At 77.0% G+C, this 24887-nt stretch carries 21 protein-coding genes; 17 read left to right on the forward strand and 4 right to left on the reverse strand.

The window, feature by feature from the left end:
* Window positions 1-7: 7 nt before the first annotated feature.
* Entirely contained in the window at window positions 8-265 is a 258-nt protein-coding gene (locus ACI79H_RS06085) for a hypothetical protein (protein ID WP_456553479.1), read from the reverse strand.
* Between the two features lie 244 nt (window positions 266-509).
* On the opposite strand from ACI79H_RS06085, the gene dinB reads away from it, so the two are divergent.
* Together dinB and ACI79H_RS06095 are read left to right on the forward strand one after the other, a co-directional pair.
* On the forward strand, window positions 510-1733 hold the full coding sequence (gene dinB, locus ACI79H_RS06090) for a DNA polymerase IV (RefSeq protein ID WP_456553480.1): 1224 nt from the start codon (window positions 510-512) through the stop codon (window positions 1731-1733).
* A gap of 126 nt (window positions 1734-1859) precedes the next feature.
* Window positions 1860-2270, forward strand: coding sequence for a DUF3040 domain-containing protein (locus ACI79H_RS06095; RefSeq protein WP_456553481.1), 411 nt, complete (start codon window positions 1860-1862; stop codon window positions 2268-2270).
* A gap of 3 nt (window positions 2271-2273) precedes the next feature.
* On the opposite strand, the gene ACI79H_RS06100 is transcribed toward ACI79H_RS06095, so the two are convergent.
* From ACI79H_RS06100 to ACI79H_RS06110, 3 genes are read right to left on the reverse strand one after another with little or no spacing between them, the layout of a single operon-like run.
* Window positions 2274-4610 (reverse strand): transglutaminase family protein, encoded by a 2337-nt coding sequence (locus tag ACI79H_RS06100; protein WP_456553482.1) that lies wholly within the window; start codon window positions 4608-4610, stop codon window positions 2274-2276.
* Window positions 4607-5917 (reverse strand): DUF58 domain-containing protein, encoded by a 1311-nt coding sequence (locus ACI79H_RS06105; protein WP_456553483.1) that lies wholly within the window; start codon window positions 5915-5917, stop codon window positions 4607-4609. The genes ACI79H_RS06100 and ACI79H_RS06105 overlap by 4 nt, the downstream gene beginning before the upstream one ends.
* 5 nt (window positions 5918-5922) lie before the next feature.
* Window positions 5923-6906, reverse strand: a complete 984-nt coding sequence (locus ACI79H_RS06110; RefSeq protein ID WP_456553484.1) for an AAA family ATPase — start codon at window positions 6904-6906, stop codon at window positions 5923-5925.
* A gap of 224 nt (window positions 6907-7130) precedes the next feature.
* Between ACI79H_RS06110 and mraZ the strand changes: the two genes are divergently transcribed.
* From mraZ to ACI79H_RS06185, 15 genes are all read left to right on the forward strand, one after another.
* A complete protein-coding gene (mraZ, locus tag ACI79H_RS06115; protein ID WP_456553485.1) occupies window positions 7131-7565 on the forward strand; it encodes a division/cell wall cluster transcriptional repressor MraZ in 435 nt (144 codons plus the stop codon).
* A 432-nt stretch (window positions 7566-7997) separates the two neighbouring features.
* On the forward strand, window positions 7998-8993 hold the full coding sequence (gene rsmH / locus ACI79H_RS06120) for a 16S rRNA (cytosine(1402)-N(4))-methyltransferase RsmH (RefSeq protein WP_456553486.1): 996 nt from the start codon (window positions 7998-8000) through the stop codon (window positions 8991-8993).
* The gene (locus ACI79H_RS06125) at window positions 8990-9508 is read left to right on the forward strand and encodes a hypothetical protein (protein ID WP_456553487.1); all 519 of its coding nucleotides are present in this window, start codon (window positions 8990-8992) and stop codon (window positions 9506-9508) included. The genes rsmH and ACI79H_RS06125 overlap by 4 nt, the downstream gene beginning before the upstream one ends.
* A 2-nt stretch (window positions 9509-9510) precedes the next feature.
* On the forward strand, window positions 9511-11364 hold the full coding sequence (locus tag ACI79H_RS06130; protein WP_456553488.1) for a peptidoglycan D,D-transpeptidase FtsI family protein: 1854 nt from the start codon (window positions 9511-9513) through the stop codon (window positions 11362-11364).
* 94 nt (window positions 11365-11458) lie between these two features.
* Window positions 11459-13024 (forward strand): UDP-N-acetylmuramoyl-L-alanyl-D-glutamate--2,6-diaminopimelate ligase, encoded by a 1566-nt coding sequence (locus tag ACI79H_RS06135; RefSeq protein WP_456553489.1) that lies wholly within the window; start codon window positions 11459-11461, stop codon window positions 13022-13024.
* Window positions 13021-14418: a UDP-N-acetylmuramoyl-tripeptide--D-alanyl-D-alanine ligase gene (locus tag ACI79H_RS06140; protein ID WP_456553490.1), complete on the forward strand. Its 1398-nt coding sequence runs from the start codon at window positions 13021-13023 to the stop codon at window positions 14416-14418. Before ACI79H_RS06135 ends, ACI79H_RS06140 begins: the two co-directional genes overlap by 4 nt.
* The gene (gene mraY, locus ACI79H_RS06145; RefSeq protein WP_456553491.1) at window positions 14415-15491 is read left to right on the forward strand and encodes a phospho-N-acetylmuramoyl-pentapeptide-transferase; all 1077 of its coding nucleotides are present in this window, start codon (window positions 14415-14417) and stop codon (window positions 15489-15491) included. The genes ACI79H_RS06140 and mraY overlap by 4 nt, the downstream gene beginning before the upstream one ends.
* A 2-nt stretch (window positions 15492-15493) precedes the next feature.
* Window positions 15494-16915 carry a UDP-N-acetylmuramoyl-L-alanine--D-glutamate ligase gene (gene murD, locus ACI79H_RS06150; protein ID WP_456553492.1) on the forward strand — a complete coding sequence of 474 codons (1422 nt, stop codon included), beginning with the start codon at window positions 15494-15496 and terminating at the stop codon, window positions 16913-16915.
* A 7-nt stretch (window positions 16916-16922) separates the two neighbouring features.
* Entirely contained in the window at window positions 16923-18368 is a 1446-nt protein-coding gene (gene ftsW / locus ACI79H_RS06155; protein ID WP_456553493.1) for a putative lipid II flippase FtsW, read from the forward strand.
* The gene (murG, locus tag ACI79H_RS06160) at window positions 18365-19489 is read left to right on the forward strand and encodes an undecaprenyldiphospho-muramoylpentapeptide beta-N-acetylglucosaminyltransferase (RefSeq protein ID WP_456553494.1); all 1125 of its coding nucleotides are present in this window, start codon (window positions 18365-18367) and stop codon (window positions 19487-19489) included. The genes ftsW and murG overlap by 4 nt, the downstream gene beginning before the upstream one ends.
* Entirely contained in the window at window positions 19486-20958 is a 1473-nt protein-coding gene (gene murC / locus ACI79H_RS06165; RefSeq protein ID WP_456553495.1) for a UDP-N-acetylmuramate--L-alanine ligase, read from the forward strand. Before murG ends, murC begins: the two co-directional genes overlap by 4 nt.
* The gene (locus tag ACI79H_RS06170) at window positions 20955-21755 is read left to right on the forward strand and encodes a cell division protein FtsQ/DivIB (protein WP_456553496.1); all 801 of its coding nucleotides are present in this window, start codon (window positions 20955-20957) and stop codon (window positions 21753-21755) included. Before murC ends, ACI79H_RS06170 begins: the two co-directional genes overlap by 4 nt.
* 355 nt (window positions 21756-22110) lie before the next feature.
* Complete coding sequence (gene ftsZ, locus ACI79H_RS06175; protein WP_456553497.1) at window positions 22111-23412, forward strand: cell division protein FtsZ; 1302 nt, start codon at window positions 22111-22113, stop codon at window positions 23410-23412.
* 25 nt (window positions 23413-23437) lie between these two features.
* The gene (gene pgeF / locus ACI79H_RS06180; RefSeq protein WP_456553498.1) at window positions 23438-24175 is read left to right on the forward strand and encodes a peptidoglycan editing factor PgeF; all 738 of its coding nucleotides are present in this window, start codon (window positions 23438-23440) and stop codon (window positions 24173-24175) included.
* Window positions 24157-24870 (forward strand): YggS family pyridoxal phosphate-dependent enzyme, encoded by a 714-nt coding sequence (locus ACI79H_RS06185; RefSeq protein WP_456553499.1) that lies wholly within the window; start codon window positions 24157-24159, stop codon window positions 24868-24870. Before pgeF ends, ACI79H_RS06185 begins: the two co-directional genes overlap by 19 nt.
* Window positions 24871-24887: the final 17 nt, after the last annotated feature.

Consider the following 24887-nt stretch of genomic DNA (forward strand, 5'->3'; position numbering starts at 1 on the left):
TTCTCGGTCAGGCCGAACCGTCCGCGCCACCGTCGGCGCCGCCGTCCGCGCCGCCGTCGGCACCGCCGTCCGCGCCGCCGTCCGCGCCGCCGTCGGCGCCACCGTCGGCACCGCCGTCGGCGCCGCCGTCGTGGCCGCCGGGCGTGCCCGCCGCGCCGTGGTCGGCCGCGCCCGCGCTGCCGTCGGCCGGGCCGTGGGCACCGCTGTCCGCGCCGCCGTCGGCCCCGCCGTCGCCGCCGCTGGTCATCTCGTCGTCCAGAGCCATGGGCTCCTCCGCTCGTGTCGGTTCGGGCCGCCGGGGACGGCGGCTCTCCACAGCTGTGTTACCTCCCGCATCCTGGCCCGACACCTGCGCTCCCACCAGCGGGGACGACGCCCGGGTCACGACTGGGACACGGGGCCGTGCCGCGAGCGCGCCGCCCACCGCCGGGGTCGGTAGTGTCTCCACGGATGCGAACACGTGTTCGAACGGAGGGCGCGGAGTGGGCGGACGGGCGCAGGGGTGCACCGTGCTGCACGTCGACATGGACGCGTTCTTCGCCAGCGTCGAGGTGCGGCGGCGCCCGGAGCTGGCCGGCACCCCGGTGATCGTCGGTGGGGCGGGCAACCGCGGCGTGGTCACCTCGGCGACCTACGAGGCGCGGCGCTACGGCGTGCACGCGGCCATGCCCACCGCCCGCGCGCTGCGGTTGTGCCCGACCGCGACGGTGCTCCCCGGCGACCTGGCGCTCTACGCGGAGGTCTCCCGGTCGGTGATGGCCCTGTTCCGCTCGATCACCCCGCTGGTGGAGCCGCTGAGCATGGACGAGGCATTCCTCGACGTCTCCGGTGCCGGTCGCCGGCTGGGCGACGCCGCCGAGATCGGCGAGTACCTCCGCGCCCGGGTCTTCGACGAGCAGGGCATCACCTGCTCGGTCGGCGCCGCGGGCAGCAAGTTCGTCGCCAAGCTCGCCTCCACCTCGGCCAAGCCCGACGGGATGCGGGTCGTCCGGCCGGCCGAGGTCATGGACTTCCTCCACCCGCTGCCGGTGGGCGCGCTGTGGGGCGTGGGCCCCAAGACCGAGGAGCAGCTGCTGCGGCTCGGGCTGCGCACCGTGGGCGACCTCGCGCACGTGCCGGCGCGGACCCTGCAGCGCGCGCTGGGGCCGGCCGCCGGCGCCCACCTGCACGAGCTGGCGTGGGGGCGCGATCCCCGCCGGGTGGTCCCCGACGAGCCGGAGAAGTCCACCGGCCACGAGGAGACCTTCGGCACCGACGTCGACGACCCCGCGGTCATCCACCGCGAGCTGCTGCTGCTCGCCGAGCGGACGGCGGGCCGGCTGCGCTCGGGCGGCTGGCTGGCCCGGACGGTGAGCATCAAGGTGCGCTTCGCCGACTTCGCCACGATCACCCGCAGCCGCACCCTCGACGTCCCGACCGACGTCGGGCAGGAGCTCTACGACACCGCCCGCGCGCTGTTCGACGCGCTGGGGCTCGACCGGGCCCGCATCCGGCTGGTCGGGGTGCGCGCCGAGCGGCTGGTGGAGGCCGGGTCGGCGCCCCAGCAGCTCGAGCTCGGCGCCCGCGAGCACGGCCGGCGCGACGCCGAGCTGGCCGCCGACCGGGCCGCCCGGCGGTTCGGTGCGGGAGCGGTGCGGCCGGCCACCCTGCTGCACCGCGACGGGCGCCCGGGACGGTCCGGCGGGGCCGCCGGAGGCCGCCCGCGACCGGCCGTCCGGAACCCGGAGGGGTGACCCGCGGCGGTTCGCCCGAGGCGCGCCGTATCGTCACCTTTCGCGCCCCGCCAAGGGCTCGTATCCTCGAAGCCACCGTCGGGGGAGCCCTCCGACGGTCCTGGCTCCGCCCACCTGGAGGTCGACGTGCCGCTCTCCGAGCACGAGCAGCGTCTGCTGGAGCAGATCGAGCGCGCCCTCGTCGACGACGATCCGAAGTTCGCCTCGTCCGTGCGCACCGGTGACCGCCGCCTGAAGGCCCGGCGCCGGCTGCAGATCGGCGCCGCCCTCGTCGTCGTCGGCTTCGCCGTGCTGGTCGGCGGCGCGGTCGCCGAGTCCGTGGTCCTCGGCGTCGTCGGCTTCCTCGTCGCCTTCGGCGGCGCGGCCCTCGCCGTCCTGAACTACAAGGTCGCCACCGGCGCGGTCGAGCCCGGCTCGGCCCCGGCCGGTGGCCGCGGCCCGGCCGGCCCCGCCCGGGGTGCCCGGGCCGGGCGCACCGGCCGCCAGCCGCTGAAGAGCCGCCTCGAGGAGCGCTTCCGCCGCCGCTACGACCAGTAGCCGCTAGCCCTCCGCACGTCCCGCCCGCAGCCGCCGTCCCCCCGGACGGCGGCTGCGTCGCATCTCCGGCCGCGTCCACGCCGGGAGCCCCGCCCGCACCGCCGCAGGCAGCGAGGCCGGCCAGCACGCCGCCCGCAGCCGGGTCCGCCGGTCGACGGTGCCGCGCAACGCCCGGCGGGCGGTGCGCAGGTCCGCGACCAGCCCGTCCTCGTGCCCCTCGGCCGCAGGCCCGTAGCTGGCGCGCTCCTCGGCCCGGGCCAGCCGGTCGATCGCCGCGCCGCCCCCGGGGCCGCCCGTCCGCCCGGCCAGCGCACGGCCGGTCTCGCGGGGCGTCCACGCCGGGTCGCGGCCGAGTCCGAGGTCGTCGGCGGTGGCCGAGAGCTCGTCCCACAGCGCCCGGGCCGTCCCCAGGGCCAGCCGGCGGCGCCGCTGGAGCAGCCGCAGCCCGCCCGGTGCCGCGGCCGCAGCCACGACCAGCAGCACCAGCCCGGTGCGGGCCGGCCACGACCGGCCCTCCGCAGGGGTGTCGGCCGGAGCGGCGTCGAACGCGCCGGGGTCCGGGCCGAGCGGCCCGAGCGGGTCCAGGAAGGAGAGATCCTCGGGCGCGAGCTCCGGCTGCTGCTCGACCGCCTGCTCCGGCGCGTCCTCCACCTCCACCCGCGGGGCCCAGGGCAGCTCGGACCGGCGGGACTCGTCGATCGGCGTCGGGTCGAAGGGCACCCAGCCGAACCCGGCGAAGAAGACCTCGACCCAGGCGTGCGCGTCGTCGCTGGTGACCAGCCGGGAGCCGTCCTCCACCGGGTCGCCGGGGGTGTAGCCCAGCGCCACCCGGGACGGCAGCCCGGCCGCCCGCACCATCGCGGCCATCGCCCCGGCGTACTGCTCGCAGTACCCGCGGCGCTCCTCCAGGAAGTCGACCAGGTCGTCGCCGCTGGTGCCGGGGGAGGTGGACAGGGAGTAGGTGAACCCGTTGCGGGCGTCGGTCAGGAAGTCGAGGATCCGACGGACCCGCGCGTACCCGTTCTCCGCGCCGGCGGTCAGGGTGTCCACCAGCGCCTGCACCGAGGGGTCGAGCCCGGGGGCTCCGAAGAAGCGCCCCTCCAGCTCGCCGTCGGCCAACGGCGGGGCCGCGGCCAGCTGCTCCGGCGTCGGGCGGACCTCGGAGGCGGTCACCTCCCAGACGCGGTCCTCGCTCGTTGCGTCGGAGGCCGACACGGTCCCGGTGATGGAGTCGTAGCGCCAGCCGTCCGCACCGCCCTCCAGCTGCACCTGCACCGGTGAGACGGGCAGCGGGAGGAAGCGGTCGTCGTGGCCGGTCGCCTCGATGCGGGCGCTCACCTCGCGGCCCTCCGCCGGGTCGTGCTCCGTCCGCAACGCGTCGTCCAGCGTTACCGGGGCGCCGGCCCCCGACTCGGTCCAGCCCGTGCCGGCGTCGTACCGGTCGACCGTCACCGCGCGCAGGTAGCCGGGGTCCTCGACCTCGGTCTCCAGCCGGAGCAGGCTGACCGGCTCGTTGCGGGTGAGCTGGCCCACCATCTCCGCCACCGGGTCCAGCGCCGTCCCGGTGCCGCCGCTCCCGCCCGACCCGCCGCGCAGCGTCCCCTCTGCCAGCGTGGGCAGCAGCCCGCCGCCGAGGACCGCGACCACCGCGGCGACCAGGCCGATCCGCACCGCGGACCCGGTGCCCGCGGTCCGCCGGGCGCGGGGGCGCCCGCGCGCGTCCAGCCGCCGGCTCTGGTCGGCCCACAGGAGGACCGCGAACCCGGCGGCCGGGCCGAGGACGGTGACCGGACCGACCTCGCCGTCGAGGGTGAACACCGGGACGCCGGCCAGCAGCAGGAGCACGGCCCCGCCCAGGGCGGCCTGCCGGCCCTCCACGGCGACGAGGTCGACGAGCACCGCAGCGAGCCCGACGAACAGGGCGATGAGCGCGGCGAGCTCCGGGACGGGCGTGGCGGGGGCCACCTGCTCGCGGATCTCGCCGGCCCCGGCGCGCAGGACCTCGCCCAGCGCCTCGATGCCGCGCGCGGAGGGGAGGAGGCCACCGACGTCGGTGGCCCGCCGGGTGAGGACGACGGTGAGCGCGGCGAGCTGGCCCAGCGGCACGAGCAGGGTCCCGAGCCCGGCCACCAGCCGCGGCCCCGGCCGCCCGCGGAGCACGCGGTCGGCGAGCACCGCCCGGGCGCCGCGCAGCGCCAGCCCGGTCAGCAGGACCACCAGCACCACGTCGACGACCGGGCGCACCCAGGCGCCCGAGGACAGCACCGGCGAGAGCGCCAGCGCACCCAGCAGGGTCGCCGTGGCGGCGGCGACCGGCGTCCGGACGTCGACGGCGGTCACCGCAGGGCCCCCGCGGCGGGGCGGGCGGCGAGGGCAGCCCAGGGCCGCTCGACGGGGTCGCCGGCGCGGGCCACGGCGACCCGCCAGCCGGCGGCGCGCAGCACGGCAGCGGTCTCCTCCCGCGCGTCGGCCAGGGTCGAGCTCGCCGCCGACGTGCCGGCCCGGGTCCCCCGGACGCCGGTCAGGAAGCTGCCCAGGTCGAGCAGGACGGCGAGCCCGGCCGAGGGGCCGGGGCGGACGCGCACGAGCTCGGCGACGTCGTCGGGACCCAGTGCACCGAGCAGGCACACCACCTGCCCGTCGCCGGCGATGCGCCGGAGCACCTCGATCCCCGGCGCGAGCTCGGTGCGGGACGACGGGGTCAGGGCGGCCAGGCGGTCGAGCAGCGCCTCGGGTGCGGTGCCCGCCGGCGCCCGGCCGGCGCCGGTGAGCTCGCCCTGCTCGGTGACCACGCGCACCTCGCTGCCGCGCCGGCCCAGTCCGACGGCGATGCTGGCCGCCGCCTCCACCGCCCACTCGAGGCTGTCCGCCGGATCCGGGTCGTGCTGCGGCGCGACCAGGTGCGCGGGCCGGCGGGTGTCGAGCAGCACGGTGGTCCGCGCCCGCCAGGGCCGCTCCTCCAGGCGCACCTGCAGCTCGCCGGTGCGCGCGGTGGCCCGCCAGTGCACCTTGCGCAGGTCGTCGCCCCGCCGGTACTCGCGGATGCTGACGTCGTCCTCCCCGTGCACGGCGATCGAGCGCCGGGAGCCCTCGCCCCCGTGGCCGTCGACCGGCCCCTCGGTGCCCAGCGGCTGCACGCGGGGGAGGACCAGCAGCGGTGCGGTGGCGGTGCCGGCGGTGCTGCGCTCGACCAGCCCGAAGGGGTCCACCACCCGAGCCCGCAGCGGGCCCAGGGCGTACCGGCCGCGGCGGCGCGGCGCGAGGGGGTAGCTGAGCGCGGCCGTGCGGCCCGAGCCCACGCCGGGGACGGCGAAGGACGGCTCGGGTCCCAGGGCTGCGGGCAGCTGCTCGGTGAGCAGCCAGGTGGCGCCGGGCCGCCGACCGGCGCTGGTCAGCTCGAGGGTGACCTCGGTGGGCTCGCCGCGCCGCACGCGGGCGGGTGCCGCGGTGCGCGTGACGGTCGGGCGGAAGCGCTCCCGCGCCACGACCGCGGCGGAGACGAGCGGCAGCACCAGCACGAAGACGCCGAGCTGCACGAAGGGCTGCTCGCCGAGCAGCGCGCCCACCACGAGCAGCACCGCCCCGCAGGCGAGCAGCCAGCCGCCGCGGCGCGTCAGCGCGGTCCGCGCCCTCTCCGGTGTCCGCACCGGCGTCAGCGCCCGCGCGGTACCGGCAGGGTGGCGACCAGCTCGGCGACGACGTCCTCGGCCGTGCGCCCGCCACCGGCCTGCTCCGGGCTCATCAGCAGCCGGTGCGCCAGCACCGGGCCGGCCAGCTCCTTCACGTCGTCGGGCAGCACCATGTCGCGGCCGGCCAGCGCGGCCGACGCCCGGGCGGCCCGCAGCAGCTGCAGCCCGGCCCGGGGGGAGGCGCCCAGCCGCAGCCGCGGTGACCGGCGGGTGCTCTCGACCAGGTCGACGACGTAGCGGCGCACGGCCTCGGAGACGTGCAGCCGCCCCACCGCGGCGATCAGGTCGCGCACCGAGGCCGCGTCGGCGACCGGGAGCAGCCCGGCCAGGGGGTCGGTGGTGGCCCGGTCGTCGAGCATCGCCAGCTCGGCGTCGCGGTCGGGGTAGCCCATCGAGACCCGGGTGGTGAAGCGGTCGCGCTGCGCCTCGGGCAGGGGGTAGGTGCCCTCCATCTCCAGCGGGTTCTGCGTCGCCATCACCAGGAACGGGCGGGCCAGCTCGTAGCTGACGCCGTCCACCGTGACCTGGCGCTCCTCCATGCACTCCAGGAGCGCGGACTGCGTCTTCGGCGAGGCCCGGTTGATCTCGTCGGCCACCACGACGTTGGCGAAGATCGCGCCCGGCTTGAACTCGAACTCGCGGGACTCCTGGTCGTAGACGGCCACGCCGGTCACGTCGCTGGGCAGCAGGTCGGGCGTGAACTGGATGCGGCGGACCGTCGCGTCCACCGACGCCGCCAGCGCCTTGGCCAGCGTCGTCTTGCCGACCCCGGGCACGTCCTCGACGAGCAGGTGGCCCTCGGCGAGCAGCGTCACGATCGCCAGCCGCACGACGGAGTCCTTGCCCTGCACGACCCGGCCCACGTTGGCGGCGATCCGCCCTGCCTCCGCGGCGACGTCGACCGGTGGACCGGTCACCCCGCCGGTCGTCCGCGTCGCCTCCGTCACCCCACCCACGGTACGTGGGCCGGAGGCCCGCGGAGGGGTCGTCGCACCCGTGCGCCCGGGGGCGGCCGTGCAGGTGGACGGGGGGAGTGGGGGCGGCGACCACGACACGGCGTTCAGTGGTGTCGAGTGGGGGCCAGTGGGTTACTGTGTCGCCTGGTGGGGAGGCAGGGGCCCAGTCAGGGGCGCTGCAGAGCCATGGGAGGACCGATGCAGGGGGTGATCCGGTGTTCGTCGGCAGCTACCAGTTGCGCCTCGACGAGAAGGGCCGGCTCGCCCTCCCCGTCCGCTTCCGCGAGCAGGTGGCCGACGGCATGGTGATCAAGAAGGGCCAGGAGCACTGCATCTACGGCCTCACCATGGCCCGCGTCGCCGAGCAGAGCGCTGCCGCAGCCGCGATGGCGCCCTCGGACACCGCCGCCGCCCGCATGCGCGCCCGCATGAGCTTCGGGTCGATGGTCGAGATCGAGCCGGACAAGACCGGCCGCATCACCATCCCCGCCGGCCTGCGCGACTACGCGCACCTCGACCGGGACGTCGTCGTCGTGGGCGTCGACACCCGCTTCGAGATCTGGGACTCCGCGACCTGGGACGCCTACGTGGCCGAGCAGGAAGCCGCCTACGCCGACATGGAGAGCGAGGGGATGCCGACCTTGTCGTGATCCCTCCGCCGCCCCACCCGCCCCCACCCGGGGCCCCGGGAGCACCCGTTCGAGCCGCCTTCCCCGCGGCTCGACCGGACCAGGCCCCAGCCGCCTTCCCCGCTGCTGGGTCCACGCCCCCCGGAGACCGCCGGTCCAGCGGGTGCGACCGGCTCCGCCCTCCCCGGCGGACCGGTCCGGCGACTCCCCGGCCCCGCGGGGCACCACCTGGCGCTCTTCCCCGACGCCAGGCGGCGCCCCGCGGGGACCGGATCCCCACCCCGGGCCGCCGGGCGGGACTTCCGGGACCTGCCCGCCCCACCGCGCCCCACCCGCCCCACCCCGCCCCACCGACCCGATCCGGTTCCGGTGGAGCGCGCCGCCTCCCACCGCAGCCCTCGCCGGCGCGGCACCATCGCAGGAGCTCCACCGGAACCCGAGAGGCAGTCGACGATGAGCAGCACCGGATCGGCCGCGGCGCCGGACGCGCCCCGGCCCCCGGTGCACGTGCCCGTCCTGCTGGAGCGCGTCACCGAGCTGCTGGGCCCGGCCTGCGCCGCCCCCGGCGCCGTGCTGGTCGACGCGACCCTCGGCCTCGCCGGTCACTCCCTCGCGCTGCTCGACGCCCACCCCGGCCTGCGCCTGATCGGCCTGGACCGCGACCCGGACGCCCGCGCCGAGGCTGCGCGCCGCATCGAGGCCGCCGGCCACACCGACCGGGTCACCCTGGTCCCCGCCGTCTTCGACGAGCTGCCCGACGTCCTCGACCGCCTCGGCGTCGCCGAGGTGCAGGCCGTGCTGTTCGACCTCGGCGTCTCCTCGCTCCAGCTGGACACCGCCGACCGGGGGTTCAGCTACTCCGCCGACGTCCCGCTGGACATGCGGATGGACCCGACCACGGGGCGCACCGCCGCCGAGATCGTCAACACCTACCCGCCCAAGGACCTGGCGCGCGTGCTCCGGGTCTACGGCGAGGAGCGCTTCGCCACCCGCATCGCCGCCGCGATCGAGCGCGAGCGCGCCCGCGAGCCCTTCACCTCCACCGGCCGCCTGGCCGACCTGGTGCGCGACGCCATCCCGGCCGCCACCCGGCGCACCGGCGGGCACCCCGCCAAGCGCACCTTCCAGGCGCTGCGGATCGAGGTCAACGACGAGCTCGGCGTCCTCGAGCGCGCGCTGCCGGCCGCGATCGAGGCGCTGGCCGTGGGCGGGCGGCTCGCCGTCATCACCTTCCACTCCCTCGAGGACCGCATCGTCAAGCAGACCCTCGCCGAGGGCGCGACCGACCACACCCCGCACGGCATGCCCGTGCCCCTGCCGGAGCACGGCCCCGTGCTCCGGCTCCTGACCCGGGGCGGCGAGGCCGCCTCCGACACCGAGGTCGCGGCGAACTCCCGCGCGGCCTCGGCCCGCGTCCGCGCGGCCGAGCGCATCCGGAGGGCGGCATGAGCAGCCGAGCCACTGCCCGCGTCCCGGCGTCCCCGCGGACGGCGTCCGCACGGGCCGTCCCCGCCCGGACGGCGCTGCACGCCACCCCGCGGTCGCACCCCCGGCCCACGCTGAGCGTCGTCGCCCCGCCGGCGCCGCGCGCCCGCCGCCGGCCCCGCACCGCGCTGCGGCACCGCCGGGCGCCCTTCGTGCTGCTGGTCGTCGCGCTCCTGGCCGGCACCACCCTCGGACTGCTGGTCCTCAACACCGCGATCGCGGTCGACTCCCTCGAGGCCAGCCGGCTGCGTGCCGACAACGCCCAGCGGGCGCAGGACGTGCAGCGTCTCGAGCAGCGGGTGGTCGACGGCAACACCCCCGCAGCCATCGCCCAGGCCGCCGTCGCCGCCGGGCTGGTGCCCGCCGGGCCGGCCGCCTACCTCGTGCTCGACCCCGACGGCCGCCCCGTCCTGCGCGGCGAGCCCGCACCCGCGGAGGCGGCGGCGCCGCCTGCGGACGGCCCCGCGGTCGGGAACTGACGGTGGCCGGCACCGTCCGCGGCCCCGGGAGCGGGTCGCGCAGCGCCGGCCGCCCGGGCGCCCCGCGCTCCGCGCCCGGTGCGTTCACGTCCCGGCGCACCCCGGGCAGCCGGCGCAGCGGCGGGGCGGGGCTCTCCCTCGTCCAGCGGACGCGGCGGAACCGGTTCGGCCTGGGCTTCCTGGTCGCCCTGCTCGTCGTGGTCGTCGCCCGGCTCGCCGTCGTCCAGGGGGTGGACGGCGCCGAGTACGCCAGCGCCGCCTCCCAGGACCGGCTCCGGACCATCCCGATCCCCGCGATCCGCGGTGAGGTCCTCGACCGCGACGGCCGCCCGTTCGCCTACACCGTGGACGCCTCGCTCGTGGTCGCCGACCCCACCGTCGTCACCGACCCGGCGCGCACGGCCCTCGCGCTGACCACGGTGCTCGACAAGCCGGTCAACGAGCTGACCGCGAAGCTCTCCGAGGACCGGCGCTACGTCGTGCTCGCCGGGCAGGTGCCCCCCGAGTCCGCCGACGCGATCGAGGAGCTCGAGCTCGGCGGCGTGTTCCTCCGGGACGACCCGCAGAGGCTGTACCCCGCGGGGACGGTCGGCGGCCAGGTCGTGGGCTTCATCGGGCGCGAGGGCGCCGGTCTGGCCGGCATCGAGCAGACCTTCGAGGACGAGCTCGCCGGCACGCCGGGGCAGCGCCGGGTCGAGGTCGGCAGCGGCGGCTACCCGATCCCGTCCCGCGGCATCGACGAGGCCACCCCGGCCACCGACGGCAGCGACGTCACCCTCACCCTCGACCAGGACCTGCAGTTCGTGCTGGAGGAGCGCCTGGCGGCGGCGTGCGCCGACGGGTCGACGACGCGGGCGTCCGCGGTCGTGCAGGACGTCCGCACCGGCGAGGTCGTGGCCATGGGGTCCTGCCCCGGCTACGACCCCGGCAACGTCGGGGCCACCCCCGAGCTGCTCAAGAACCCCACCGTCTCCGACGTCTTCGAGCCGGGCTCCGTGCTCAAGGCCGTCACCCTCGCCGCCGCGGTCGAGGAGGGCTTCACCACCCCGGACGAGGTGCACACCGTCGACGGGCACATCCAGGCCGGCAACCACGTCGTCACCGACGCGCACGACCACGAGCCGATCGACTGGACCACCACCGGCATCCTGGCCAAGTCCAGCAACGTGGGCACCATCGAGCTCGCGCGCGAGGTGGGCGACGAGAAGCTCGGCGAGTACCTGCGGGCCTTCGGCCTGGGCAGCCGCACCGGCGTCGAGCTGCCCGGCGAGAGCCCGGGGATCCTGCAGGACGCGGCCGACTGGAGCGAGATCCAGGCCGCCAACGTCGCCATCGGCCAGGGCGTGTCCGTGACCACCCTGCAGATGGCCTCGGTGTTCCAGACCATCGCCAACGACGGCGTCCGGGTCGAGCCGCGCATCGTCCGCTCGGTCACCGCCCCCGGCGGGCGGGAGACCGCCGCCCCGGCGCCCCGGAGCAGCCGGGTGATCAGCGAGGCCACCGCCGAGGCGATGGCGCACATGCTGGAGGCGGTCGTGGGGCCGGGCGGCACCGCCCCGCTGGGGCAGATCGAGGGCTTCCGCGTGGCCGGCAAGACCGGTACCGCGCAGCGCGCCAACCCGGAGACCGGCAGCTACGCCGGCGGCGGGTACGTGACGACGTTCGCGGGCTTCGCCCCCGCCGACGACCCCCAGTACGTCGTGGCCGTCGACCTCGAGCGGCCGACCAGCTCCGCGGAGGGCGGCCAGGTCGCAGCCCCGGTGTTCCGCGACATCATGCGGTACGCGCTCACCGCCGACGGCGTCGTCCCCTCGGGCACCCCGCGGCCCGACTTCCGCCTCACCGCCACCCCCTGAACGCGCCGGCCGCCGCACGGCCGGGACCTGCGGCGTGCCCGGGGACGGCGCAGCTGCGCGGGTCCCGGCCCTGCCGCCGGTAGATTGGAGCCCCGTGACCCCGACCGACGACGGCCCGGCGCCCCGGCGCACGGGGAGCCGCCCGCGCTCCCCGCGTCCCGTACCGCTCGCCGAGCTCGCCGACCTGGTCGGCCCGCCCGCCCCCGGCGGCTCCGACGTCGCCGTCACCGGGCTCACGCTGGCCTCGGGTGACGTCGTCCCGGGCGACCTCTACGCCGCCCTGCCCGGAGCCCGCACGCACGGCGTGCGCCACGTCGCCGAGGCGGTGCGCCGTGGCGCGGTCGCCGTCCTCACCGACCCCTCCGGGCAGGAGGAGGCGGCCGCCACCGGCCTGCCGGTGTGCGTGGTCGACGACCCGCGCGCGGTGCTCGGCGAGGTGGCAGACCGCGTCTACGACCGGCCCAGCGAGCGGCTCCAGGTCGTCGGCATCACCGGCACCAACGGCAAGACCACCACCGCCTACCTGGTCGAGGCAGGGCTCGCCGCCGCCGGCCGCGCCACCGGTCTGATCGGCACCGTGCAGACGCAGACCCGCGCCGCCGACGGCACGGTGACCGCGCTGCCGAGCGAGCGCACCACGCCCGAGGCCCCCGCCGTGCACGCGCTGCTCGCGGCCATGGCGGAGTCCGGGGTGCAGACCGTCGTCATGGAGGTGTCCAGCCACGCGCTGGTGCTGGGCCGGGTGGGTGCGGTCCGCTTCGCGGCCGCCGGCTTCACCAACCTGGGCCGCGACCACCTGGACTTCCACGGGAGCCTGGAGGAGTACTTCCGGGCCAAGTCGCTGCTGTTCGACGGCCGCGCGGCCGCCGAGGTGGTCGACATCGACGACGCGCACGGCCGGCGGCTGCTGGACCGGCCCGGTCGCCCGCGCCCGGGAACCGTCTCCACCGAGGGCGCGGACGCGGACTGGCGGGCGACCGACGTGGTCCCGGCCCCCGAGGGCGGCTCGACCTTCGTGCTGCACGGGCCCGGCGGCCTGCGCCGGGAGGGGCGGGTGCGGCTGCCCGGCCGGTTCAACGTCGCCAACGCCGTGCTCGCCGTGGCCCTGCTCGACGCCGTCGGCGTGCCCGTCGACGACGCCCTGGCCGGCGTGGCGGCGACCGTGGTCCCGGGGCGGATGGAGCCGGTCGAGGCCGGCCAGCCCTTCGTCGTCGCCGTCGACTACGCGCACACGCCGGACGCCGTCGCCACCGCGCTGGGCGCCCTGCGAGCGGCGACCGCCGGCCGGGTGATCACCGTGCTCGGCTGCGGCGGCGACCGCGATCCCGGCAAGCGGGCGGGCATGGGCGCGGCCGCGGCGGCCGGGAGCGACGTCCTGGTCGTGACCGACGACAACCCGCGCTCCGAGGACCCCGCCGTGATCCGCGCGGCGATGCTGGCCGGAGCCCTCGACGTGCCGGAGGACCGGCGCGCGGAGGTGCACGAGGTGGGCGACCGGCGCGCGGCCATCGCCACCGCCGTCTCGCTGGCCCGGCCCGGCGACGCCGTGCTGGTGGCCGGCAAGGGGCACGAGACCGGCCAGGAGGTCGCCGGCACGGTGCACCCGTTCGACGACCGCGTCGTCCTCCGCGAGGTCCTCTCCGCGGTGGTGCAGCCGTGATCCGGCTGACCCTGGCCGAGGTCGCGGAGCTCACCGGCGGCACGCTGGCCGGCGGCGACCCGGGCAGCGCCGTGACCGGCGCCGTCACGCTCGACTCGCGCACCGTGGCCGCGGGCGACCTGTTCGTCGCCGTCGCCGGTGAGCGGGTGGACGGGCACGACTTCCTGGGCGCCGCGGCGGACGCCGGGGCGGTCGCCGCCCTGGGCACCCGCCCGGACCCCGCGCTGCCGTGCGTGGTCGTCGACGACCCCGTCGTCGCGCTCGGCCGGCTGGCCGCCGGCGTGCACGCCCGGCTGGCCGCCGCCGGGCTGACCACCATCGGCCTCACCGGCTCCTCGGGCAAGACCTCGACCAAGGACCTGCTCGGCCAGGTGCTCGCCGCGGCGGGGGAGACGGTCAGCCCGCCGGGCTCCTACAACAACGACATCGGCCTGCCGCTGACGGTGCTGTCCGCCGACGAGGGCACCCGGTACCTGGTGCTGGAGATGGGCGCCCGCGGCCCCGGGCACATCGCCCGGCTCTGCGCGGTCGCCCGGCCGGGCATCGGGGTGGTGCTGAACGTGGGCTCGGCGCACCTCGGCGAGTTCGGCAGCGCGGAGGTCATCGCGCAGGCCAAGGGCGAGCTGGTGGAGGCGCTGCCCGCCGACGGGACCGCGGTGCTCAACGCGGACGACCCGCGCGTGCTCGGCATGGCGCCCCGGACCCGCGCCCGGGTGGTCACCACCGGCCGCGGGGAGACCGCGGACGTGCGGGCCACCGGCGTCGCGCTCGACGAGTCCGCCCGCGCCCGGTTCACCCTGGTCGCCGGCGGCGAGGAGCACCCCGTCGCGCTGCGCGTCGTCGGCGAGCACCAGGTCGCCAACGCGCTGTCCGCGGCCGCCGCCGCGCTCGCCGCCGGGATGACGCCCGCCGCCGTGGCGGCCGCGCTGTCCGAGGCCGGCCCGCGCAGCCGCTGGCGCATGGAGGTCGACCGCCGGGACGACGGCGTCACGGTGGTCAACGACGCCTACAACGCCAACCCGGAGTCGATGCGCGCCGCGCTCGCCGCCCTCGCCGGCATGCCCGCCGGCCGGCGGATCGCGGTGCTGGGCGCCATGGCCGAGCTGGGCCCCGGCGCGGCCGCCGAGCACGAGCGGCTCGGCCGGGACACCGCGGCCGCCGGGATCGACCTGGTCGTGGCCGTGGGTCCCGATGCGGTAGGCATAGCCGACGGTGCGGCCGCGGCCGGGCGTCGTGCAGGAGAGGAGTCGGTGCTCGTGCCGGACCGGGCCGCTGCCCGCCAGCTGCTGTCGGAGGTGCTGCGCCCCGGGGACGTCGTCCTCGTGAAGGCCAGCCGGTCCTTCGGCCTGGAGCTGCTCGCCGCCGACCTGCTCGACGGGGGGAGCCGGGCATGAGGAGCGTCCTCATCGCCGCGGGCGTGGGCCTGATCCTGTCCATCCTGCTCACCCCGCTGGCCATCCGCGCCTTCCGGCGTCAGGGCCTGGGCCAGGAGATCCGCGACGACGGCCCCGAGAGCCACCTGTCCAAGAAGGGCACGCCCACCATGGGCGGCACGGTGATCGTGGGCGCCACCGTCGTCGGCTACCTGGTGGCCCACCTGGCGTTCATCGGCAACGACGGCTGGGGGTTCAGCGCCACCGGTCTGCTGCTGCTGTTCCTCATGGTCGGCATGGGCACCGTCGGCTTCCTCGACGACTACCTCAAGATCCGGCACCGCCGCAGCCTGGGCCTGAACAAGACCGCCAAGCTGGTCGGGCAGCTGCTGGTCGGCGTCACCTTCGCGGTGCTGGCGATCAACTTCCCGAGCAACGGGCTGACACCGGCCTCGACCGTCGTCTCCTACGTCCGCGACATCGAACCCCTGACGCTGGGCTCGATCGGGTTCGTGATCCTCGCCTACCTGTTCATCGCCGGGTTCTCCAACGCCGTGAACCTCACCGACGGGCTGGACGGGCTGGCCGCCGGGTCTTCGGCCATGGTGCTGGCCTCCTACATCGTCATCTCGTTCTGGCAGTTCACCCACGACTGCGCCAGCGAGCTCATCGACGGCTGCTACGAGGTGCGCGACCCGCTGGACATCACGCTGGTCGCCGCGGCGGGCATGGGCGCCTGCCTGGGCTTCCTGTGGTGGAACACCAGCCCGGCGCGGATCTTCATGGGCGACACCGGCTCGCTGGCCCTCGGCGGGCTCATCGCCGGGCTGGCGATCGTCACCCGGACCGAGCTGCTGCTGGTGGTCCTCGGCGGGCTGTTCGTCGCCGTCACCCTCTCGGTGGTCATCCAGGTCGCCTTCTTCAGGGCGACCCGGCGCCGGGTGTTCCGCATGGCCCCGCTGCACCACCACTTCGAGCTGGCCGGGTGGACCGAGAACACCGTGATCGTGCGGTTCTGGCTGGTCACCGGCATGGCGGTGGCGTTCGGGCTGGGGCTGTTCTACGCGGACTGGCTCTCCTTCGCGGGCCTGTGACGGTGACCGACCTGCGCGACGCGACCGTCCTGGTCGCCGGTCTCGGCGTGTCCGGGGTGGCGGCCGCCCGGGTGCTGCTCGACCTCGGGACCACGGTGACCCTCGCCGACGCCGCCGAGCGCCCGGCCGTCGCCGAGCTCACCGCCGGCGGCGCCACCTGGCTGGGGGACGCCGGCGTCGTCCCGGAGGGCACCGATCTCGTCGTCACCTCGCCGGGCTGGCGCCCCGACCACCCCCTGCTGGCCGACGCCGCGCGCCGCGGCGTCGAGGTGGTCGGGGAGCCGGAGCTCGCCTGGCGGCTGCGCATCGCCGGGCCCGACGGCGTCCCGGCACCCTGGCTGGCCGTCACCGGCACCAACGGCAAGACGACGACGGTCACCATGCTCGAGGCGATCCTGCTGGCCGACGGCCGCCGCGCGGTCGCGGCGGGCAACGTCGGCCGGCCGCTGGTCGAGGTGGTCACCGCCCGGGACCCCGACGGGACGCCGTCGTTCGACGCGATCGCGGTCGAGCTGTCCAGCTTCCAGCTGCACTGGTCCTCGACGCTGGCGCCCGCGGCCGCGGCGGTGCTCAACGTCGCCGACGACCACACCGACTGGCACGGGTCCTTCCCGGCCTACCGCGACGCCAAGGCCCGCATCCTCGAGCGCTCGCCGGTGGCCGTCGCCGACGCCGGCGACCCGGTCGCCTCCGCGCTGGCGGGGGCCCACCCGCACCCCGTACTCGTGACCCTCGGCGAGCCGGCCCCCGGGCAGCTCGGCGTCCGCTCCGGCGCGCTGGTCGACCGCGCCTTCGCGGCCGACCCGTCCGGGGAGGTGCTGCTGGAGGCCGGGGCGCTGCAGGTGCCCGGCCCGCACAACGCGGTCAACGCGCTGGCCGCCGCCGCCCTGGCCCGCGCCGCGGGGGTGCCCGCGGTCTCGGTCGGCCGCGGCCTGGCCGGCTTCCGCGGCGGCGCGCACCGCAACGTCCTGGTCGCCACGGTCGACGGCGTGGACTGGGTCGACGACAGCAAGGCGACCAACCCGCACGCGGCCGGCGCCTCGCTGGCCTCGTACCCGCGGGTGGTGTGGATCGCCGGCGGCCTGCTCAAGGGCGCCGACGTCGATCCGCTGGTCGCTGCCGTCGCGGACCGGCTCTCCGGGGTGGTCCTGCTGGGCCGCGACCGCGGCCTGATCGCCGCGGCACTGGCGCGACACGCCCCGTCGGTCCCCGTCGTGGCGGTACCCAGCGGCGACGATGGCGGGATGGACGGGACGGGTGTGACTGCCGAGGCGACGACGGCGCGCGTGGTGGCCGCCGCGCGGGAGCTCGCCCGGCCCGGCGACACGGTCCTGCTCGCCCCCGCGGCCGCGTCCATGGACGTGTACCGCGACTACGCCCACCGCGGCACCGCCTTCGCCGCCGCGGTGCGGGCGCTGGGCTGAGCCGGCCGTGACGACGACGCAGGCCCGCCCGCGTCCCGTCCGGGCGGCGCGCGGGGACCGGGACCCCGTCCCCGCCCGGCGCTGGTCGGGGCCGGCGTGGCTCGACGGCCCGATGAGCAGCTGCCACCTGGTGCTCGGTGCGGCCGGCCTGCTGCTGCTGATCGGGCTGACCATGGTGTTCTCCGCCTCATCCATCGAGGCGGCGCTGGCCGACCAGCCGGCGTGGGCGCCGGGCGTGCAGCAGCTCGTGTGGGCGGGCCTGGGCCTCGGCGCGATGCTCGTCACGATGCGGCTGCCGATCGGCCTGATCCGGCGCTGGTCGCCGATCGCTCTGGTGGTCGTCGCGGTGCTGCTGCTCCTGGTCCTCGTGCCCGGGATCGGGGTCAAGCTCAACGGTGCCCGGCAGTGGATCGACCTGGGCTTCACGCTCTTCCAGCCCTCCGAGCTGGCCAAGATCGTGCTCGCGCTCTGGGGCGCGCACGTCCTCGCGCTGCGCGAGCGCTACCTGACCACGACGTCGCTGCTCGTGCCCGTGCTGCCGGTGTTCGGCGTGCTCTCCCTGCTGATCATCGCCGAGCCCGACTTCGGCGGCGTCATCAGCCTGGGCCTGGTGCTGGTCGGCCTCCTGTGGGCCGGCGGGATGCCGGTCCGGTGGTTCGCCGCCTTCGCCGCGGTGGCGGCCGTGCTCATCGCGCTCATGGTGGCGGTGGCCCCGTACCGGATGGAGCGGATCACCGCGTTCATGGACCCGTTCGCCGACCCCACGGACACCGGCTTCCAGGCCGTCCGCGGCATGTACGCGCTGGCCGAGGGCGGGTTGTGGGGCACCGGCCTGGGCAACAGCGCGATGAAGTGGAACATCCTCCCCGAGGCCGAGTCGGACTACATCTTCGCGATCATCGGCGAGGAGCTCGGTTTCCTCGGCTGCCTGGTGGTCGTCACCCTCTACGGCGTGCTGGCCTACGCCGGTTTCCGCATCGCCCGGCGCGCTGCCGACCGCTTCGTCCAGCTGGCCAGCGTCGCCATCACCGTGTGGCTGGTCGGCCAGGCGACCATGAACATGGGCTACGTGGTCGGTCTCCTCCCGGTGACCGGCGTGACCCTGCCGCTGATCTCCGCGGGCGGCACGTCGCTCATCCTCACCCTCGCCGTCATCGGGCTGCTCGCCCGCTTCGCCTGCACCGAGCCCGCCGCCGTGGAGTCGCTGAGCTCCCGCGACCGCGGCCGCATCGCCCGGCTGCTGCTGCCGGCCCCCTCGACGGCCGTCGAGCCGGTCCGCCCGCGCCGCCGCCCCGACGACCGCGACCCGCGCCGCCCCGCCGGCGGCAGCGGGCGCACGGTCGTGCACGCCCGCCCGGCCCCGACCCCGGTCCGCCGCGAGCGGCCCGCACCCGACCGGCGCGCCGGCCGGTCGGCCCCGCCGCCCGCCCGCCGTCCCGGAGGGCCGCGGTGAGCGCACCGTCGTCCCGCCCGCTGTCGGTCGTCCTCGCGGGCGGCGGCACCGGCGGCCACATCGAGCCCATGCTGGCGCTGGCCGACGCGCTGCGCCGGCGCTCCGCCGCGGACGGTGACCTCCGGATCACCTGCCTGGGCACCGAGCGCGGCATGGAGACCCGCCTGGTGCCGGCGCGCGGGTACGACCTGCGGCTGATCCCGCCGGTCCCGCTGCCCCGCAAGCCCACCGTCGACCTGCTGCGGGTGCCCGGCCGGGTCCGGCGCGCGGTCGCCGAGACGCGGGCGCTCCTGGACGAGCTCTCCGCCGACGTCGTCGTCGGCTTCGGCGGCTACGTGGCGCTGCCGGCCTACCTGGCCGCGCGCCGCGCCGGGGTGCCGGTCGTGGTGCACGAGCAGAACGCGCTGCCCGGGCTGGCCAACCGGATCGGCGCCCGGCTGGCCGCGCGGGTGGCCGTCACCTCGCCGGGGACACCGCTGCGCGGCGCCGAGCACGTCGGCATGCCGTTGCGCACCGCGATCAGCTCGCTGGACCGTGCGGCCCGGCGGGACGAGGCGCGGCGGGCCTTCGGGCTCGAGGCCGACCGCCCCACCCTGCTGGTGTTCGGCGGCTCGCAGGGCGCCGCCACGCTCAACCGGGCGGCGATCGGCGCGGCCGGCGCGCTGCAGGCCGCGGGCGTCCAGGTGCTGCACGCCCGCGGGCCCAAGAACACCGACGTCGAGGCGCCATCGCAGCTGAGCGGCTCGGCTCCCTACGTCGTCGTCGACTACCTGGAGCGCATGGACCTCGCCTACGCCGCCGCCGACCTGGCCCTGTGCCGGTCGGGCGCGGTGACCGTCGCCGAGCTGTCCGCCGTGGGGCTGCCGGCCGCCTTCGTGCCGCTGCCCATCGGCAACGGCGAGCAGCGGCGCAACGCGCTGCCGGTCGTCGAGGCCGGGGGAGGGCTGCTGGTCGAGGACGCCGACCTGACGCCGGCCTGGGTCGCCGAGCACCTGGTCCCGCTGCTCGCCGACGCCGCCGCGCTGGCCGGGTACGCCCGGCACGCCGCCGCGGCGGGGGTGCCCGACGCCGACGACCGGCTGGCTGGGATCGTGCTCGACGTGGCGAGGGCGGAGAAGTGAGCGCGGCGGACGTCGCGGCCTGGACGGGGCCGGTGCCCGCACCGGACGAGCTGGGGGCGGTGCACTTCGTCGGCATCGGCGGCGCCGGCATGAGCGGCATCGCGCGGATCCTGCTGGCCCGCGGGGTGCCGGTCTCCGGCAGCGACCGCCGCGACACCCCGACCCTGCTGGCGCTGCGCGCACTGGGGGCGCGGGTCGAGGTCGGGCACGCCGCGGAGCACCTGGGCGACGCCGCCACCGTGGTGGTCTCCACCGCGATCCGGGACGACAACCCGGAGCTCGCGGCCGCCCGGGAGCGGGGGCTGCGGGTGCTGCCGCGCGCGGTGGCGCTGGCCTCGGTGATGGCCGGCCGGCGCAGCGTCGCGGTGGCCGGCACGCACGGCAAGACCTCGACCACCTCGATGCTCACCGTGGCCGTCCAGGCGTGCGGGGCCGACCCGTCGTTCGCCATCGGCGGCGACCTCAACGAGTCCGGCAGCAACGCGCACTCGGGGGAGGGCGACGTCTTCGTCGCCGAGGCCGACGAGAGCGACCGCTCCTTCCTGCTGCTCGCGCCCTTCGCCGGCATCGTCACCAACGTCGAGGCCGACCACCTGGACAACTACGGCGACCTCGCCGCGGTCGAGGCCGCCTTCGACCGGTTCCTGCAGACCGTGGACCCCGCGGGCTTCGTCGTCGTCTGCGCCGACGACCCCGGGTCCGCCCGGCTGCGCGGGGTGGACCGGCCCGCCCGGCTGCGCACCTACGGCCGCGCGGCCGACGCCGACCTCCGGCTGGACGACCTGCGGGTCGACGGCGACGCGACCAGCTACGCCGCCGTCCTCGACGGGCGCCCGCTGGGACGGGTGCGGATCCAGGTCCCCGGCGAGCACATGGCGCTCAACAGCGCCGCCGCGCTGCTGGCCGGCCTGGAGCTGGGGCTGCCGGCGGACGGCCTGATCGACGGCCTGGGCCGCTTCGGCGGGGTGCACCGCCGGTTCGAGCTCAAGGGCGTCGTCGACGGCGTCCGGGTGTACGACGACTACGCCCACCACCCGACCGAGGTCCGCGCCCAGCTGCACGCGGCGCGCGCGGTCGCCGGCGACGGCCGGCTGGTGGTGGCCTTCCAGCCGCACCTCTACAGCCGGACGCGGGAGTTCGCCGCCGGTTTCGGGGAGGCGCTGGGCCTGGCCGACGAGGTCGTCGTCATGGAGGTCTACGGCGCCCGCGAGGACCCGGTGCCCGGCGTGACCGGCGCGATGGTGGCCGACGCGGTCCCGCTCCCGGCGGGGCGCGTGCTGTTCGAGCCGTCCTGGTCGGCCGCCGCCCCGGCGCTGGCCGAGCGGGCGCGCGCCGGCGACCTGGTCATGACGATGGGCGCAGGCGACGTGTCGATGGTGGGACCGGAGGTGCTCGAGGCGCTCACGGCCCGGGCCACCCGGCGGGACGGGGAGGACGGGACGGGCGGCGCGACGGGCGCGGGCCGGTGAGCCGCACCGGGACGACCACCCGCGACCGCGACAGCGGCGCTCCCCGGCGGTCGTCCCCGGGCCGGGGCAGCACCGCGGTCACCCCGATCCGCCGCCGTCGCGCGGGCTCGGCGCGCCGTCGGCGGGCGCTGCAGCTCGCGGGCGGCGCGCTCGCCCTGCTCGCGCTGGCGTGGGCGCTGTGGGTGGGGCCGCTGCTGGCCGTCCGCTCCGTCCAGGTGGACGGCGCCACGACGCTGCCGGCCGACCTGGTCCGCGAGGCCGCCGGGATCGACGACGGGACGCCGCTGCTGCGGGTCGACGTCGACGCCGCCCGCGCCGCCGTCGCCGAGCTGCCCCAGGTGGAGCAGGTGACGGTGACCCGCGGCTGGCCCAGCCGGGTGGTCATCACGCTCGTGGAGCGGGAGCCGCTGGCCGTCGTCGGGGAGCCGGGACGCCGGTCGCTGCTGGACGCCGGGGGAGTGCTGTTCGACACCGTCACCGGCGCGCCGCCCGAGGGCGTGGTCCCGCTCGAGGTGGCCGACCCCGGGCCGGAGGACCCCGCGACCACCGCCGCGCTCGCGGCGCTGGCCGCGCTGCCGGACGGGCTGCGCGAGCAGGTCGCCTCGGCAGCGGCCTCCGGCGCCGAGGACGTCGTGCTCACCCTGGACGACGGCACGCTCGTGCGCTGGGGCGGCGCCGACGAGTCCGCGGACAAGGCCGAGATCCTGGCCGCGCTGCTCGACGAGCTCGCTGCGGGGAGCCTCGCTCCGGCCGCGGAGCTGGACCTCAGCGTCCCCGGGGCCGTCGCCCTCCGCTGACGGTTGCGCACGGTCGCGGGGTGCCTCCGCAGGGCGCGGACGGGCCCGTCCGACCGACACGCCCACGGCCGCGACACGCCCGACGCGAGAAACAAATGTCGCGGGTGTGATTCCTGGTGCCGGCGGGAGCCTGCACCTCTGCATGAGACGGATCCAGGGCGGGTCGTCACGATCAGTGGTGCGAATGTGACGGCCGGGTCGCCGGAGGCTGGTGGCGATCCGCCGCACCGACACGCCGAGCCGGAGCGGGTGCTTGTAGCGCCTTCCGGCGCGCACCTAACTTCATCCCCGTCGAGCAAGTTGACATAACTGTAAGGCTGAACTTGAGGATGAGGGTCCAGTTGGGGAGCGCCGCATGACACCTCCGCACAACTATCTAGCGGTCATCAAGGTCGTCGGCATCGGCGGCGGCGGGGTGAACGCGGTCAACCGCATGATCGAGGTCGGGCTCAAGGGCGTCGAGTTCATCGCGATCAACACCGATGCCCAGGCCCTGCTGATGAGCGACGCCGACGTCAAGCTCGACGTCGGCCGCGAGCTCACCCGCGGGCTCGGCGCCGGCGCCCAGCCCGACGTGGGCCGGCAGGCGGCCGAGGACCACCGCGAGGAGATCGAGGAGGTCCTCAAGGGGGCCGACATGGTCTTCGTGACGGCGGGCGAGGGCGGTGGCACCGGAACCGGTGGCGCCCCGGTCGTCGCCTCCATCGCGCGCAAGCTCGGCGCCCTGACCATCGGCGTGGTCACCCGCCCGTTCGCCTTCGAGGGCAAGCGGCGCGCGGTGCAGGCCGAGTCCGGCATCGAGGAGCTGCGCAACGAGTGCGACACGCTCATCGTCATCCCGAACGACCGGCTGCTGCAGCTGGGCGACCGGAACGTCAGCGTGATGGACGCCTTCCGCACCGCCGACCAGGTGCTGCTCTCCGGTGTCCAGGGCATCACCGACCTGATCACCACGCCCGGCCTGATCAACCTGGACTTCGCCGACGTCAAGTCGGTCATGTCCGGGGCGGGCTCGGCGCTCATGGGCATCGGCAGCGCCCGCGGGGACAACCGCGCGCTGCTCGCCGCCGAGCAGGCGATCGCCAGCCCGCTGCTGGAGGCCTCGATGGAGGGCGCCCACGGGGTGCTGCTGTCGATCTCCGGCGGCTCCGACCTCGGGCTGTTCGAGATCAACGAGGCCGCCTCGCTGGTCTCCGACGCCGCGCACCCGGACGCCAACATCATCTTCGGCGCCGTCATCGACGACGCCCTGGGTGACGAGGTCCGGGTCACCGTCATCGCGGCCGGCTTCGACAGCGGCAAGCCCAACGTCCGCAAGGACGGCGCGGGCGCCGCGGTGGCCGGCGCCCCGGTCGGTGGGGGGCTGCCCAGCGGGCTGTCGCCGCACCGGCGCCCGGCGGTGGCCCCGATGAACCCCGTCGCCCCGGCGGCGCCCGTGGCCCCGCAGGGCGCCGGTGAGCGCCTCGCCCCGGCGCAGCCGGCGTCGACGCCGGCCACCGGGTCCCGCCCGGCCCCGGCCCCGGCGCCCGCGCCGGCCGGCGGGGGCATCACCGTGCCGCCGCTGCCGCCCATCCCGGGCGCCATCAACGGCCGTCGCCCGCTGTCCAACGAGGACTTCGAGGAAGAGCTGGACATCCCGGAGTTCCTCAAGCAGTGAGAGGACCCCTCGTAGGCTCAGCCGCATGAGCACCTCGCCGGCCGCCCCGTCGTCGGTACGACCCCGCAGGGTCGTGACCGACCGGCGGGGCGGCCGTTCGCGTGCGCCCTACGACTCGTTCAACCTCGGGGACCACGTGGGGGACGACCCGACGGCGGTCGCGGCGAACCGGGCGCGGGTGGCCCGCGAGCTCGGGGTGGGCGAGGACCGGCTGGTCTGGATGGAGCAGGTGCACGGCGCGGCGGTGGCGGTCGTCGACGGCCCGCAGGCGGGGCCGCTGGCGGCCACCGACGCCGTCGTCACCACCGCGACCGACCTGGTGCTGTGCGTGCTCACCGCCGACTGCGTGCCGGTGCTGCTCACCGACCCGGTGGCGGGCGTGGTGGCCGCCGTCCACGCCGGCCGCGAGGGCGTGCGGAGGGGGGTCCTCCCGGCGACCCTCTCCGCCATGGCCGGCCGGGGCGCCCGGGCGCGGCACGTCACGGCGCTGCTGGGCCCGGCGGTCTGCGGCGCCTGCTACGAGGTGCCCGAGGCGATGCAGGCCGAGGTCGCGGCGGTCACCCCGGCCGCCGCCGTCCGCACCCGGCGGGGCACCCCCGGCCTGGACCTCCGCGCGGGGCTGGCCGAGGTGCTGGCGCGGGCGGGGGTGACCGAGGTGGTGCACGACCCCCGCTGCACCGTCGAGGACCCGCAGCTGTTCTCCCACCGGCGCGACGGCGTCACCGGGCGGCAGGCCGGCCTCGTGTGGCTCTCCCCGACGTGACCGACCTCGCCGGCAACCTGCGCGCGGTGCGGGCCCGGATCGACGCCGCGGCCCGGGCCGCCGGCCGCGACCCGTCCGCGGTCGCGCTGCTCGCCGTCAGCAAGACGTGGCCGGCCGCGGACGTGCGCGCGCTCGCCGCGCTCGGGCAGTCCGACTTCGGGGAGAACCGGGCGCAGGAGCTCGTGGGCAAGGCCGCCGAGCTCGCCGACCTGGACGTCCGATGGCACTTCATCGGGCAGCTCCAGCGCAACAAGGCCGCCGCCGTCGCCCGGCTCGGGGCAGTCGTCCACTCCGTCGACCGGGCGGCGCTCGCCGAGGCGCTGAGCCGCGCGGGGGAGTCCGCGGGGGCGCCGGTCGAGGTGCTCCTGCAGGTCGACCTCGGCGGGCCGGAGGGCGAGCTGGGCGCGCGCGGGGGAGCGGACCCGGCCGAGGTGCCCGCCCTGGCCGACGTGGTGGCGCAGCTGCCGGGTGCGCGGCTGCGCGGGCTGATGGCCGTCGCGCCCCGGGGTGCCGATCCGGGCCCCGCCTTCCAGCGCCTGGCCCGGCTCGCCGCCCGCGTCCGGGCCGACCACCCCGGCGCCGCGGAGCTCTCCGCCGGCATGAGCGGGGACCTCGAGCAGGCGGTCGCGGCGGGCGCCACCATCGTGCGTGTCGGAACCGCGTTGTTCGGCAGTCGGCCCCTAACCTCCGACTGAGACACACGAGTCACACC

The sequence above is a fragment of the Blastococcus sp. SYSU D01042 genome (assembly GCF_054050515.1).